The organism is Agrococcus sp. Marseille-Q4369 (assembly GCF_018308945.1).
In the GTDB taxonomy this organism is placed as follows: domain Bacteria; phylum Actinomycetota; class Actinomycetes; order Actinomycetales; family Microbacteriaceae; genus Agrococcus.
The window spans coordinates 1,744,678-1,758,070 of sequence record NZ_CP070501.1 but is presented as its reverse complement, the minus strand read 5'-3'; the positions used below and the strand labels follow the sequence as shown (position 1 = coordinate 1,758,070).

The following is a 13,393-nucleotide window of genomic DNA, read 5'->3' as shown; positions in this document are numbered from 1 at the left end:
TCCACCCATATCCCAGCGGGGCGTCGACGCTCGCAATAGCCTGAGGCGGTGACCGTGCGACTTCGACCCGAGATTGCTGCCGTCCCGCCGTACCAGCAGGGGCGACCGGCCCCCGAGGGCGGGTTCAAGCTCTCCAGCAACGAGAACCCCTTCCCGCCGCTGCCGGCCGTCGTCGAGGCGGTGCAGCGCGAGGCCGAGCGGGTCAACCGCTACCCGCGCCCCGGCTCGCCGCAGCTCCAGCAGCAGCTCGCCGAGGAGCTCGGCGTCGACGCCGAGCGCATCCTCATCGGCGACGGCTCCGCCTCGCTCCTGCAGCAGCTCATCCACGCGGTCGCGGGCCCCGGCGACGAGGTCGTCTACGCGTGGCGCTCGTTCGACGCCTACCCGCTGTTCGTCCGCACGGGCGGCGCGACGCCCGTCGAGGTGCCGGTCGACGCCGACCACCGCCACGACATCGCCGCGATGGCCGATGCCATCACCGAGCGCACGCGCGCCGTCATCGTCTGCAGCCCGAACAATCCGACCGGCACGATCGTGAGCCCTGCGGAGCTCGAGGCGCTGCTCGAGCGCGTGCCCGACGACGTGCTCGTCATGCTCGACGAGGCCTACATCGAGTTCGTGCGCGAGCCGGTCCCCGACGGCCTCGCGCTCCAGCGCGAGCACGAGAACCTCGTCGTGCTGCGCACCTTCTCCAAGGCGTACGGCCTCGCGGGCCTCCGCGTCGGCTACGCCGTCGGCGACCCTGCCGTGCTCCGCGCCGCCGACCTCACGGGCGTGCCGCTCTCGCAGACGGCGCTCGGCGCCGCGGCGGCGCTCGCGGCGCTCGAGCACCGCGACGAGACGTTCGGCCGCATCCAGCAGGTCGTCGAGCACCGCGACGCGCTGTGGCAGCGCCTCGTCGACGAGGGCGTCCCGGTGCCGCGACCGCACGGCAACTTCGTCTGGGTGCCGTCGCAGCCCGGCCAGGAGGACGCCATCCACGACATCCTCTTCGACCACCTCCTCGTCGCGAAGGTCTTCCCCGAGGGCACCCGCATCTCGATCGGCGAGCCCGAGGCCGACGAGCACGTCGTCGCGGCGGCGAAGGCGATCCAGGCGCTCCAGTGACCGGCATCCAGCCCATCCGCCTGCTCGACGAGGCGGGCGACGCGGTCGTCAGCGACGAGAACGAGCAGTGGCGGACGATCGCCGACGAGCTCTCGACCGACGACCGGCTCGCGATGCACGGCGAGATGCTGCGCACGCGCCGCTTCGACATCGAGGCCGGCCACCTGCAGCGGCAGGGCAAGCTCGGCCTCTGGGTGCCCTCGCTCGGGCAGGAGGGCGCGCAGGTCGGCGCCGCGTGGGCCGCGAGGCCGCAGGACACGCTCTTCCCGAGCTACCGCGAGCACCTCATCGCGCTCCACCGGGGCGTCGACATGCTGCAGATCATCGACATCTTCCGCGGCGCCGCGCACGGCGGCTGGAACCCGACGGAGCTGCCCGGCATGCGCATCTACTCGCTCGTGATCGCGACGCACGCGCTGCACGCGACCGGCTTCGCGATGGGCATCGGCCTCGACGGCGCGAGCGGCACGGGCGACCCGGCCACCGACGAGGCGGTGATGGCGTTCTACGGCGACGGCGCCGCGAGCCAGGGCGATGCGAGCGAGGGGCTCGTGTTCGCCGCGAGCTACGACGCGCCGATCGTCTTCTTCGTGCAGAACAACAAGTGGGCGATCTCGGTGCCCTCGACCCGGCAGAGCCGCTTCCCGCTCCACGAGCGCGCCCGCGGCTTCGGCCTCGAGTCCGCGTGGGTCGACGGCAACGATCCGCTCGCGTCGTTCGCGGTGTCGAGGCGGATGCTCGACGAGGCCAGGCAGGGACGCCCCGGCTACGTCGAGGCCGACACGTACCGCATGGGCGCCCACACGACGAGCGACGACCCCACCCGCTACCGATCGCGCGACGAGGAGGAGGCGTGGGCGCGGCGCGATCCGATCGCGCGGCTCGCCGCCCACCTCCGCTCGCTCGGCGTCGACGATGCGGCGCTCGCCGAGCAGGACGAGCGGGCCGCCGACGAGGCGGCCGACATGCGCCGCCGCACGCTCGAGGCGCCCGCCGCCGCGAGCGACGACATCTTCGACCACGTCTACGCCGAGCCGCATCCGCTCGTCGCCGAGCAGAAGGCGGCGCTCGCGGCGTTCGAGGCATCGTTCGGGAGCGACGCGTGAGCGCCGGTGAGACCATGCCGATCGCGAAGGCGCTGAACTCGGCGCTCCGCGAGGCGATGCGCGCCGACGACGCGGTGCTGCTCATGGGCGAGGACATCGGCCCGCTCGGCGGCGTCTTCCGCGTCACCGAGGGGCTGCACGCCGAGTTCGGCGACCGCCGCGTGCTCGACACCCCGCTCGCCGAGTCGGGCATCATCGGCACGGCGATCGGGCTCGCGATGCGCGGCTACCGCCCGGTCATCGAGATCCAGTTCGACGGCTTCGTCTACCCCGGCTTCGACCAGATCGTCTCGCAGCTCGCGAAGATGCGCGCCCGCCACCGCGGCGCCGTCTCGATGCCGGTCGTCATCCGCATCCCCTACGGCGGCCACATCGGCGCCGTCGAGCACCACCAGGAGAGCCCGGAGGCGTACTTCGCGCACACCGCGGGCCTGCGGGTCGTGAGCCCCTCGGCCGCGAACGACGCGCACTGGATGCTCCGGCAGGCGATCGAGAGCGACGATCCGGTCGTCTTCCTCGAGCCCAAGGCGAAGTACTGGACGAAGGGCGAGGTGCTGCCAGAGCCGACGGCGGCGCTGCACGACGCGGTGATCGCGCGCCCCGGCACCGATGTGACGCTCATCGGCCACGGCGCGATGGTGCACGTGCTGCTGCAGGCCGCCGAGATCGCCGCCGGCGAGGGCACGAGCTGCGAGGTCGTCGACGTCCGCTCGCTCTCGCCGATCGACTGGGCGCCGCTCGTCGCCTCGGCGGAGCGCACCGGTCGCGTCGTCGTCGCGCAGGAGGCGCCCGGCCACGCGTCGGTCGGCTCCGAGATCGCCGCGACGATCGCCGAGCGCGCGTTCTACTCGCTCGAGGCGCCTGTGCAGCGGGTGTCGGGCTTCGACACCCCGTTCCCGCCCGCGCAGCTCGAGGACGTCTACCTCCCCGACGCCGACCGGGTGCTCGCGGCCGTCGACCGCGCGCTCGCGCACTGACCGTAGCCCACTGAGACGGAAGGACCCTCTGATGCAGGAGTTCAGGCTGCCCGACCCGGGCGAGGGCCTCACCGAGGCCGAGATCGTCTCGTGGCGCGTGCGCCCCGGCGACACCGTCGCGGTCAACGACGTGCTGCTCGAGGTCGAGACGGCGAAGTCGCTCGTCGAGCTGCCGAGCCCCTTCGAGGGCACGGTCGAGGCGCTGCTCGTCGAGCAGGGCCAGACCGTCGAGGTCGGCACGCCCATCATCCGCGTCGCGGGCGGCGATCCCGACGCGGTCGAGTCGGGCACGCCGACGGAGGAGACGGTCGAGCCGGATGCCTCGGGCGGCGCCGTGCTCGTCGGCTACGGGGTGCGGGGCGGTGCCGAGACGCGCCGCCGGAAGCCGCGCACGCTCCAGGAGCCGCCGGCGCAGGCGGCGCCGCGGGCCGCCGCTCCCGCGGCGGTGCCAGCGCCCGCCGCCGCGGTGCCGGACGGACCCGCGGCGCCCCGCGACGCATCCGCCCCCGTGCTCGCCAAGCCACCCGTGCGGAAGCTCGCGAAGGACCTCGGCGTCGACCTGCGGCAAGTGACGCCGACCGGCCCGATCGGCGACGTGACGCGCGACGACGTGCAGCGCGCCGCGCAGGCGCCGGCGGAGGCTCCGCGGCCGGCCGCATCGGCGCGCGCCGCCTGGACGGGCGGGCGCGAGGAGCGCATCCCGGTCAAGGGCGTGCGCAGGGCGACCGCGCAGGCGATGGCCCAGTCGGCGTTCACGGCGCCGCACGTCTCGGTCTTCACCGAGGTCGACGCGACCCGCACGATGGAGCTCGTCAAGCGGCTCAAGGCCTCCGACGGCTTCGCGGGCGTGAAGGTCTCGCCGCTGCTCGTCATGGCGAAGGCGATCCTGTGGGCGATCGAGCGCGCGCCGGAGGTGAACTCGACGTTCACCCCCGAGGAGCTCGTCGTGCACCGCTACGTCAACCTCGGCATCGCCGCGGCGACCCCGCGCGGGCTGCTCGTGCCCAACATCAAGGATGCGCAGGACCTCTCGCTCGTCGACCTCGCGCGCGCGATCGAGCAGCTCACGCTCACGGCGCGCGAGGGCCGTACGCCGCCGGTCGACATGCAGCACGGCACCTTCACGATCACGAACATCGGCGTGTTCGGGATGGACACCGGCACGCCGATCCTCAACCCCGGCGAGACGGGCATCATCGCGCTCGGCGCGATCCGGCAGAAGCCGTGGGTCGTCGATGGCGAGGTGCGCCCGCGCTGGGTCACGACCGTCGGCGGCTCCTTCGACCACCGCGCGGTCGACGGCGACGTAATCAGCCGCTTCGTCGCCGACGTCGCGTCGATCCTCGAGGAGCCGGCGCTGCTCGTCGACTGACTAGTCGAACAGCGGCCCCGCTTGCGGCCGCCACCACTCGTCATCGGGCGTCACCGGCATGCGGCGCTTGTGCTCGGTGCGCGTGTAGCGGTCGACGATCTGCTCGGCGACCTCGGGCTCGACGTCGCGCCCCTCGAGGAACGCGTCGATCTGCTCGTAGGCGAGGCCGAGCTCGGCCTCGTCCGTCTGGCCGGGGCGCTCGTCGAGCAGGTCGGCGGTCGGCGCCTTCTGCCACAGTCGCTCCGCGGCGCCGAGCTCGCGCAGCAGCTGCTTGCCCTGCCGCTTCGTGAGGCCGGCGAGCGGCAGCACGTCGGCGCCGCCGTCGCCGTACTTCGTGTAGAAGCCCGTGACGCCCTCGGCCGCGTGGTCGGTGCCGATCACGAGCATGCCGAGCTGGCCGCCGATCGCGTACTGCGCGATCATCCGCGCCCGCGCCTTGACGTTGCCCTTGTGGTAGTCGTCGACCTCCCCGACGCCCGCCTCGATCGACGCCTCGAGCGCATCGACCCCCGGCTTGACGTCGACCGTCACCTCGCGATCCGCGCGGATGAAGTCGAGCGCGAGCTGCGCGTCGTCCTCGTCGTGCTGCACCCCGTAGGGCAGCCGCACGCCGACGAAGCTCGCCTCGCCGCCGGCCTCCCGCGCACGCTCGACGGCGAGCTGGGCGAGGCGTCCGGCGAGCGTCGAGTCCTGCCCGCCGGAGATCCCGAGCACGAAGCCCTTCGCGCCGGTCGCGGCGAGGTAGTCGGCGAGGAACTGCACGCGCCGCTCGATCTCCTCGGCCGCATCGATCTCGGGACGGGAGCCGAGGGCGGCGATGATCTTGAACTGGGCTGTACCGGTGGGGATGCGCTCCATGGCCTGAGCCTACGCTCGCGATGTTTCCGGAGTGCTACGTCCGCTGAACCCCGACCGAGATTGACAATCGTTCTCACTAAGCCGTAACGTCGACGCGTGCGGCACGGCGTCGCACTTGGACAGGAATCCCATGCGATCCACGCAGACCACCGCCCTCCTCGGCACCGTCGGAGCGGCGGCCCTCATGCTGACCGGATGCGCCGGCCCGGCCGCCGGGGCAGGCTCGGCCGACGATCGGCTCGAGATCGTCGCCACCACGACGCAGCTCGCCGACATCGCCCGCGAGGTCGTCGGCGATGGGACGGAGGTGACGAGCCTGCTGCGCCCCGGCGCTTCGGCGCACAGCTTCGACCCCGGACCCGCGGCGCTCGCGGCGCTCGCCTCCGCCGACCTGCTCGTCATCAACGGCGCGGGCCTCGAGGACTGGCTCGACAGCACGGTCGAGGCCTCCGGCTTCGCGGGCACGCTCGTCGACACCTCCGAGGGCATCGACCTCATCGCCGCCGGTCACGACCCGCACGAGGGTCACGACCACGAGCACGCGCACGAGCCCGACGCCCACGCGGGCCACGACCACGGCGCGTTCGACCCCCACGTCTGGACCGACCCGGCCAACGCGATCGTCCAGGCGGAGGCCATCCGCGACGCGGTCACCGCCGCAGACCCCGCCGCCGACATCGACGCATCCGCCACCGCCTACCTCGACCGGCTCGCCGAGCTCGAGTCGTGGATGCGCGGCTCGATCGAACAGGTGCCGGCCGAGGAGCGGCTCGTCGTCACGACGCACGACACGTTCGGCTACCTCGAGCGGGCCTTCGACGTGCAGGTGGTCGGCACGGTGCTGCCGAGCCTCGACGACAGCGCCGACGCGAGCGCCGCGCACATCGACGGCCTCGTCGCCGAGATCCGCGCGACGGGCACGCCCGTCGTGTTCAGCGAGAACGCGATCGACCCGCAGCTCGCCGCCACGATCGCCCGCGAGGCGGGCGTCGAGCTGCGGCAGGGGGAGGACGCGCTCGCGGCCGACGCGCTCGGCCCGGAGGGCAGCCCCACCGGCACCTACATCGGCTCGCAGCTCCACAACACGACTGCGATCGTGACGGCGTGGGGCGCCGAGCCGCTGCCGGTGCCAGGATCGCTCTCGTGAGCGAGCCCGTCGTCGAGATCGCCGACGCCTCCTTCGGCTACGGCGGAGCGCCGGTGCTCTCGGGCGTCTCGTTCGAGGTGCGCGCGGGCGAGGCGGTCGCGCTCATCGGGCCGAACGGCGCCGGCAAGTCGACGCTCCTCGCGGGCCTGCTCGGGCTCGCGCAGCACGAGGCGCGCGTGTTCCGCGTGCCGAGCGCGCAGGGCGAGATCGGCACGCTGCCGCAGTCGAGCGAGATCGACCCGGCGTTCCCCGTCACGCTCGAGCAGGTCGTCGCGATGGGCCGCACGCCGCGCCTCGGCCTCAAGTGGCCGGGGCGTGCCGATCGGCGCATCGTCGCCGACGCGATCGAGGCGGTCGGGCTGGCCGAGCAGCGCGCGACGCGCTTCGGCGACCTCTCGGGCGGGCAGCGCCAGCGCGCACTCCTCGCTCGCGCGCTCGCGGGTGAGCCGCGCCTGCTGCTGCTCGACGAGCCGTTCAACGGCCTCGACCACGGCTCGCGCGACGCGCTGCTCGAGACGGTGCGGCGCCTCAAGGCGCAGGGCGTCGCCCTCGTCATAACGACGCACGACCTCGACCTCGCGCGCGCGGTGTGCGATCGCACGCTGCTCGTCAACGGGCGGCAGATCGCCTTCGACGACACCGGTTGCGTCCTCACGCTCGAGCGCGTCGAGGCCGCGTTCGCGAGCCACGTGATGGAGATCGACGGCCACACGCTCGCGACGACCGAGCACCACGAGGCCGCGCACGGCGCCCACCACCACCACTTGCTGCAGGACGACGACGCCGCGGGCGTCCCGCCCCGATGACGCCCGTCGCGGCGCTCATCGACCCGATCACGCCGTTCTCGGTGCCGTTCATGGGGCGGCCGCTCCTGCTGCTGCTCGCGCTCGCGAGCGCGGCGGGGACCGTCGGCGTGCTCGTGAACCTCCGCCGGCTCGAGTTCTCGACGGACGGCCTCACGCACGCGGTCTTCCCGGGCCTCGTGATCGGTGCGGCGCTCGGCGGCGCGGCCGGGCTCATGCCCGGCGCGATCGGCGCGGCCGTGGTCGCGGCGGTCGTGCTCGCGCTCATCTCCCGCCGCGGGCAGCCGCGCGACACCGCGGTCGCGATCGTGCTCACCTCCTTCTTCTCGCTCGGCGTCGTGCTCGTCTCCGCATCCGGGGGCCGAACGGGCAACCTCTCCGACTTCTTCTTCGGCCGGCTGCTCACGATCACGTGGGCCGACCTCGGCGTCTCGCTCGCGCTCATCGGCGTCGCGGTGCTGCTCGTCGCCCTGACCGCGCGGCCGCAGCTCTACGCGGCCTTCGATCCCGCGGGCGCGCGTCGGGCGGGGCTCCCCGTGCTCGCGCTCGAGGTCGTCGGCACGGTCGCGGTCGCGCTCGTCGTGGTCGCCGCATCCGCCTCGGTCGGCACGCTCCTCGCGCTCGCCGTCGTCATCGTGCCGACCGCGGCGGCGCGCGCCCTCACCCGATCGCTCGCGGCGGCCGCGGTCGTCGCGATCGGCTTCGGCGCCGTCACGGGCTGGCTCGGGCTCTGGGCGGTCGTGCAGCTCGCGGTGCTCGGCGTGGATGCGGCCCCCGGCGCGACCGTCGCGCTCACGATGATCGCGGGCTACCTCGTGGCGCTCGCGATCGGCGGCGCGCGCGGCGCCTCGTCGAGGCGCGCGGCGCCCGCCGCGAGCACGGCGGGGGCGGCGTCGTGACGCTCGACTTCTTCTCCCGGGCGCTCGTCGAGGTGACGCTCGCCGGCGCCCTCGCCGGCGTCGTCGGCGTGCTCGTCGTGCTGCGTGAGCGCGCCTTCTTCACGATGTCGCTCACCCACGCGACGTTCCCCGGCGCCGTCGCGGCGGCGATGCTCGGGGTCTCGATCCCGCTCGGCGCGGCGGTCGCGGCCGTCGCGCTCGTCGCGGTCGCGGTCGGCATCGGGCGCATCCGCTCGCAGGGCCCGGCGGTCGCGTCGGGCATCATGCTCACCGCCGGCTTCGCGCTCGGCGCGCTGCTGCAGTCGCTCACCCCGCTCGCGATCGACGTCGAGTCGTTCCTCATCGGCCAGGTGCTCGCCGTCACGGGCGCCGACATCGCGCTCACCGCGGTGCTGCTCGCCGTCGCGATCGTCGTGTGGGCGATCGCCGGCCCGCACCTCGTCTTCTTGAGCGCCGACGAGGGCGGCTATCGGCGAGCGGGGCTGCGCCCGTGGATCCCCGAGGCGGTCGCGCTCGCGCTCATCGCCGCGACCGTCGTCGCGATCATGCCGGTCGTCGGCGCGATCCTCGGGGTCGCGCTCATCGTCGCGCCCGCCGCCGCCGCGCGCCTCGTCGTGCGCGACTGGCGCGCGATGCTCGTCGTCGCGCCGCTCATCGCGATCGCGTCCGGCGTGCTCGGCCTCTTCGCCTCGCGCTGGTTCGAGCTCGCTGCGGGCGGCACGATCGCGCTCGTGGCCGCAGCCTGCTACGGCCTCGCCTGGATCTGGACAGAGGTCGCCCGCCGCCCGCGTGGCACGATCGAGACGAGGACACCATGACCGCCCCCGCTCCCGCCCCCGGTCCCCGGCGCAGCACGAAGCAGCGCGAGGCCGTGCGCGAGGCCCTCGAGGCGAGCGACGAGTTCGTCTCGGCGCAAGCGCTCCACCAGACGATGCGCGCGGCGGGCTCGACGGTCGGGCTCGCGACGGTCTACCGGGCGCTCGCGGCGCTCGCGGAGGACGGCGAGGCGGATGCGCTGCAGTCGGCGGGCGAGCTGCTCTACCGCGCGTGCACCAAGACCCACCACCACCACCTCATCTGCCGCTCGTGCGGCCGCACCGTCGAGCTCGAGGCGGCGGCGGTCGAGCGCTGGGCGGGTCAGGTGGCCGCCGCGCACGGCTTCGTCGAGCCTGACCACGTCGTCGACATCTTCGGCCTGTGCGCCGAGTGCGCGGCCGAGCGCGCCGCGCGGGGTCGCGCCACGCGCTGATCCTCCCCAGGTGACTTCTGCCCATCGCGCTCTGGCGCTCCCGATGTGAGACTGTCTCGACGAGACCGAGGGGAGCCCCAGTGACCGCTCAGCCCAGTGCCTTCGAGCCCAGTGCGTTCGAGCCCAGTGCCTTCGGTGCGCGCCGACCCGGCAGCGTGCAGGAGCAGCCGACGCTCCTGCAGCAGATCCAGCAGCGCGAGCAGCAGCACGCGCAGTCGCAGGAGCCGCCGGCCGATCGCCGCCCGGCCGAGCCTGGCCCCTACGACCAGCGCTCAGCCTCCGGAGAGCCGCTCGCGCAGGCATCGATGCCCTACGGCCCGGGCTCCGCGGGCGGTCGCGCCGCCGCGGGCACGGTCGAGAACCCCTACAGCGGGCAGCCGAGCTCGCCGTCGCCGTGGCCCGAGCGGCCGTCGCCCGTGGGCCCGACGCGCCGCGTCTTCGGCATCCAGCCGGTGCTGTTCGTCGGCATCTGCCTCCTCGCGATCGTCACGCTCGTGACGGTCGTGCTCATCTTCGTCGGCGACTTCGAGAGCCAGGCGTCGCGCGTCGTCTGGACGGTCGTCGTCTTCCTCGCCTTCACGGGCCTGCTCGCGCTCGACCTCGCGCTCGCCCGGCGCTCGTCGACGCCGCTCATCATCGGGGTCGCGGCGAACATCTACCTGCTCGCCGTGCTCATGATCTCGATCTGGATGCGCGGCAGCGGTGCCGAGGGCGACCCGTGGGACGACGAGTGGCTCTTCGGCGAGCTCTTCGGCATCACGCTGCTGACGATCCTCGTCGTGCGCGCGGCGGCGGCCGGCGCGTGGGGCCTCATCTCCCTCGGCGAGCGCGGCCGCGCTGAGATGGCGCGCATCATCGGGCTCGTCGCGGCCGCGCTGCTCGGGCTCGTCGGCATCCTGCTGACGCTCCACTTCGCGATCGAGGCCTTCGGCTTCGACGTGACCGAGTGGTACTGGCGCGCGACGGTCGCGGCGATCGTCGTGACGGCGCTCGCGGCGTCGGTGACGGTGCTGCTGTTCTGGAATCGCCGGAACATCGACTGGCAGGAGGCGGAGGCGCGCGGTGAGCACCAGCGGCGACCCGTGCCCGAGCCGCACGGCGCAGCGCCGGTCCCGGCCGCCATGCACCCAGGCTCGACCGCGGGGCAGCCGATGCCGCAGGCCGTGCCGCAGCCGGCGCCGCATGCCGCGTCGAGCCCGCTCCTGCCCTGGCCGACGTACGCCGACGGGACGCCGTTCCCGATGGGTCCCGACGGCCAGCCGGTCTTCCCGCCCCAGCGCTGACGGCGGCGCGACGATGCGAGTCTTGCCGCGAGCACGCCGCATCGCGTACGATTGACCCTTGGCGCGGTCTCGGCCGCGCAGCGCACGCCTCCTCCAAACCCCTCAAAGGCTCGGCTTCGGCGTGTGCAGGCAAGTGATCTTGGGCAGGCCCTCGGGCCTGCGGTACCCAATTGGAGGCACCATGGCAGCCGTATGCCAGGTGACCGGAGCCGTTCCCGGCTTCGGGCACAACATCTCGCACTCGCACCGGCGCACGAAGCGTCGCTTCGACCCGAACGTGCAGCGCAAGACCTATTTCGTCCCGTCGCTCAAGCGGAACGTGACGCTCAACGTCTCGGCCAAGGGCATGAAGGTCATCGACGCCCGTGGCATCGAGGCCGTCGTCCGTGACATGCAGGCTCGGGGGGTGAAGCTCTGATGGCGAAGAAGGCGCAGGACGTCCGTCCGATCATCAAGCTCCGCTCGACTGCGGGCACCGGCTACACCTACGTGACGAAGAAGAACCGTCGCAACAACCCTGACCGACTTGTGCTGAAGAAGTACGACCCCATCGTGCGTCAGCACGTCGAGTTCCGAGAGGAGCGATAAATGGCCAAGAAGAGCATGATCGCCAAGAACGAGCAGCGGAAGGCCATCGTCGCCCGCTACGCCGAGAAGCGCGCAGCCCTCAAGAAGGCGCTCGTCGACCCGAAGAGCACCGACGAGGAGCGCGAGGCCGCCCGCATCGGCCTGCAGAAGCTGCCCCGCAACGCCTCGCCCGTGCGCGTCCGCAAGCGCGACGCGATCGACGGCCGCCCCCGCGGCCACGTCGGCGACTACGGCATCTCGCGTGTCCGCTTCCGCGACATGGCGCACCGAGGCGAGCTGCCCGGCGTGACCAAGTCGAGCTGGTAAGCACCGACTCACACACGGAGGCCCCGACCCCAGCGGTCGGGGCCTTCGTCGTCTCCGGGTGCGGTGGCACCGGCTCGAGGGCGCCAGGGATCAGGCGGGAACGTCCTCAAGGTCGCAGGTGCAGTCGTTGAGGTGCGCCCATGGCGGGTCGCTCGCGGTGCACTTCGCCGGTTCATCGCTGGAGAGCTCCCAGATGTCGACCCCGCGGTCGAGGAACGCTGGTCCGGCGGGTTCGGGTTCGTCGAGGTAGATCTTGCCGGTGGGGCTGGTCCATTCGAGGACGCCTTGGTCGAGCTGTCGGACGGTCCAGGCGGTGGCGTGCTTCATGAGGTGATGCCGTCAGCAGAGGTGGGCGAGGTTCGAGAGGGTCGTGGGTCCGCCGTCGGCGTGGGCGATGGTGTGGTCGGCGTCGGCTCTTGAGACGCGGTTGGTGCAGCCGGGCCAGCGGCAGCGGCCGTCGCGGCGCTGCAGCCAGCGGCGCATGGCCCGGTTGGGCCTGTAGGTGTCGACGGCGACCGGGATGCCGGTGACGGGGTGGAGGAAGAGCCGCTCCCAGGTGATCGTCTCGGAGGCGAGCGCTCGCACGGTGGCGGCGTCGACGAGCGCACCGCCCTCGAGCGCGCCCGAGAACCGCAGCTGCGGCTCGTCGTCGTCGGTCTGCTTCAGCAGCTCGGTCGCCGGGATCGTGACCGTGACCGTCGCCGCGATCGGGTTGATGCCGTGGAGGTCCTCCGGTACTTGGCCGGTCAGCAGCAGCTCCATGAGCGCGTCGAGCCGGTACTGGTCGAAGGAGCGCGGGTCGTCCTTCGGCTTGCCGCGCGCCGCGTCGGTCGCCCGGTTGAACGCGCCGTGGATCGTGACCGAGGGTCCGGACAGCGACAGCGTCGAGATCCCGTCGTCATGGTCGTCGACCCAGGCGCGGCGCTGCTCGACGGCGCGGTCGTGGCGGCGCTGGAGCGGCTCGGCCATCGCCCGGTCCACGATCCGGCGGGCGCTGGAGCGCAGCTGCGACGGGGTGACGCGCTCGGCGATCTCCACCAGCTCCGCCTCGACCTTCGCCCGGTCGGCCGGGTCGACGGACGGATCGGCGCGCAGCGCCTCGGTCGCCTGCTCGATCGCGCGCAAGTGGGTGCCGGTGATGCGGCCGGCCTTGTGGGAGGCGTGCGCGGCGGGAAGATCGGTGACGGTCGTCCAGGCATCGACGAGCCTGCGCTCCATGGCGCGATCCGAGAGGCGCAGCTCCGCGGCGAGGATCGAGGCGCTCTCCTTGACGGCCATGCCGACGTCGCCGCCGGCGTCGCGCAGATGCTGCAGCTCGGCCGCGAGCACCTCGCGGTGCTCGGCCTCGAGCCGCGCCCGGCGCAGCTCGATCGCGCGGATGCGGCCCGCGAGCGCCTCCTGCCGCCGCACCGACTCCGGCCGCTCGGCCGCGGGCACAGTGCCGGGCAGCGGCGGCACCTGCTTGCGGCCGGCGATGACCTCCTCGACCTCCGCGTCGCTCAGCAGCGCGAGCCGCGCGGACCAGTCGCGGTCGTAGGCGGCGAACTCCTCCTCGAGCTCGTCGGCGGTGCGGCCGTGCGGGTCGATCGCGCCCGCCCGGATCGACGCGATGTACTCCTCCGCATCGACGCCCCACCACTCATCCATGACGGCATTCCACCACGAGCCACTGACACGCGAATGCGCGCGAGCAGAGCC

The 13,393-nt window shown here is 73.2% G+C and carries 16 protein-coding genes; 13 read left to right on the top strand and 3 right to left on the bottom strand.

Going from position 1 to position 13,393, the window contains the following annotated elements; genetic code table 11:
• Positions 1-48 precede the first annotated feature (48 nt).
• From JSQ78_RS08790 to JSQ78_RS08775, 4 genes are read left to right on the top strand one after another with little or no spacing between them, the layout of a single operon-like run.
• Positions 49-1,107, top strand: coding sequence for a histidinol-phosphate transaminase (locus JSQ78_RS08790; protein ID WP_211447056.1), 1,059 nt, complete (start codon positions 49-51; stop codon positions 1,105-1,107).
• Entirely contained in the window at positions 1,104-2,213 is a 1,110-nt protein-coding gene (locus JSQ78_RS08785; protein WP_211447054.1) for a thiamine pyrophosphate-dependent enzyme, read from the top strand. Before JSQ78_RS08790 ends, JSQ78_RS08785 begins: the two co-directional genes overlap by 4 nt.
• Before the next feature lie 14 nt (positions 2,214-2,227).
• On the top strand, positions 2,228-3,190 hold the full coding sequence (locus tag JSQ78_RS08780) for an alpha-ketoacid dehydrogenase subunit beta (protein WP_211450576.1): 963 nt from the start codon (positions 2,228-2,230) through the stop codon (positions 3,188-3,190).
• 31 nt (positions 3,191-3,221) lie between these two features.
• Complete coding sequence (locus JSQ78_RS08775; RefSeq protein WP_211447053.1) at positions 3,222-4,562, top strand: dihydrolipoamide acetyltransferase family protein; 1,341 nt, start codon at positions 3,222-3,224, stop codon at positions 4,560-4,562.
• Here the strand turns inward: JSQ78_RS08775 and nadE are convergent, their stop codons facing one another.
• Positions 4,563-5,420 carry an NAD(+) synthase gene (nadE, locus tag JSQ78_RS08770; RefSeq protein ID WP_211447051.1) on the bottom strand — a complete coding sequence of 286 codons (858 nt, stop codon included), beginning with the start codon at positions 5,418-5,420 and terminating at the stop codon, positions 4,563-4,565.
• 244 nt (positions 5,421-5,664) lie between these two features.
• Between nadE and JSQ78_RS08765 the strand changes: the two genes are divergently transcribed.
• The 9 genes from JSQ78_RS08765 (at position 5,665) to rpsN (ending at position 11,695) form a co-directional block, all read left to right on the top strand.
• The gene (locus tag JSQ78_RS08765) at positions 5,665-6,567 is read left to right on the top strand and encodes a metal ABC transporter substrate-binding protein (RefSeq protein WP_502756144.1); all 903 of its coding nucleotides are present in this window, start codon (positions 5,665-5,667) and stop codon (positions 6,565-6,567) included.
• Complete coding sequence (locus tag JSQ78_RS08760; RefSeq protein ID WP_249295578.1) at positions 6,564-7,373, top strand: metal ABC transporter ATP-binding protein; 810 nt, start codon at positions 6,564-6,566, stop codon at positions 7,371-7,373. The genes JSQ78_RS08765 and JSQ78_RS08760 overlap by 4 nt, the downstream gene beginning before the upstream one ends.
• Complete coding sequence (locus JSQ78_RS08755; protein ID WP_211447049.1) at positions 7,370-8,269, top strand: metal ABC transporter permease; 900 nt, start codon at positions 7,370-7,372, stop codon at positions 8,267-8,269. Before JSQ78_RS08760 ends, JSQ78_RS08755 begins: the two co-directional genes overlap by 4 nt.
• Complete coding sequence (locus JSQ78_RS08750; RefSeq protein ID WP_211447048.1) at positions 8,266-9,087, top strand: metal ABC transporter permease; 822 nt, start codon at positions 8,266-8,268, stop codon at positions 9,085-9,087. The genes JSQ78_RS08755 and JSQ78_RS08750 overlap by 4 nt, the downstream gene beginning before the upstream one ends.
• The gene (locus JSQ78_RS08745; RefSeq protein ID WP_211447047.1) at positions 9,084-9,518 is read left to right on the top strand and encodes a Fur family transcriptional regulator; all 435 of its coding nucleotides are present in this window, start codon (positions 9,084-9,086) and stop codon (positions 9,516-9,518) included. The genes JSQ78_RS08750 and JSQ78_RS08745 overlap by 4 nt, the downstream gene beginning before the upstream one ends.
• Positions 9,519-9,598: 80 nt before the next feature.
• Entirely contained in the window at positions 9,599-10,801 is a 1,203-nt protein-coding gene (locus JSQ78_RS08740) for a hypothetical protein (RefSeq protein WP_211447046.1), read from the top strand.
• Between the two features lie 181 nt (positions 10,802-10,982).
• Positions 10,983-11,219, top strand: coding sequence for a 50S ribosomal protein L28 (gene rpmB, locus JSQ78_RS08735; RefSeq protein ID WP_123696728.1), 237 nt, complete (start codon positions 10,983-10,985; stop codon positions 11,217-11,219).
• Positions 11,219-11,389, top strand: coding sequence for a 50S ribosomal protein L33 (gene rpmG / locus JSQ78_RS08730; protein ID WP_021010541.1), 171 nt, complete (start codon positions 11,219-11,221; stop codon positions 11,387-11,389). The genes rpmB and rpmG overlap by 1 nt, the downstream gene beginning before the upstream one ends.
• Positions 11,390-11,695, top strand: coding sequence for a 30S ribosomal protein S14 (gene rpsN, locus JSQ78_RS08725; protein WP_021010540.1), 306 nt, complete (start codon positions 11,390-11,392; stop codon positions 11,693-11,695).
• Between the two features lie 90 nt (positions 11,696-11,785).
• Here rpsN and JSQ78_RS08720 read toward each other — a convergent pair whose 3' ends face one another.
• Both JSQ78_RS08720 and JSQ78_RS08715 read right to left on the bottom strand, forming a co-directional pair.
• A complete protein-coding gene (locus JSQ78_RS08720) occupies positions 11,786-12,022 on the bottom strand; it encodes a hypothetical protein (protein WP_211447045.1) in 237 nt (78 codons plus the stop codon).
• A 12-nt stretch (positions 12,023-12,034) separates the two neighbouring features.
• Entirely contained in the window at positions 12,035-13,342 is a 1,308-nt protein-coding gene (locus JSQ78_RS08715; protein ID WP_211447043.1) for an HNH endonuclease, read from the bottom strand.
• Between the last annotated feature and the right edge of the window lie 51 nt (positions 13,343-13,393).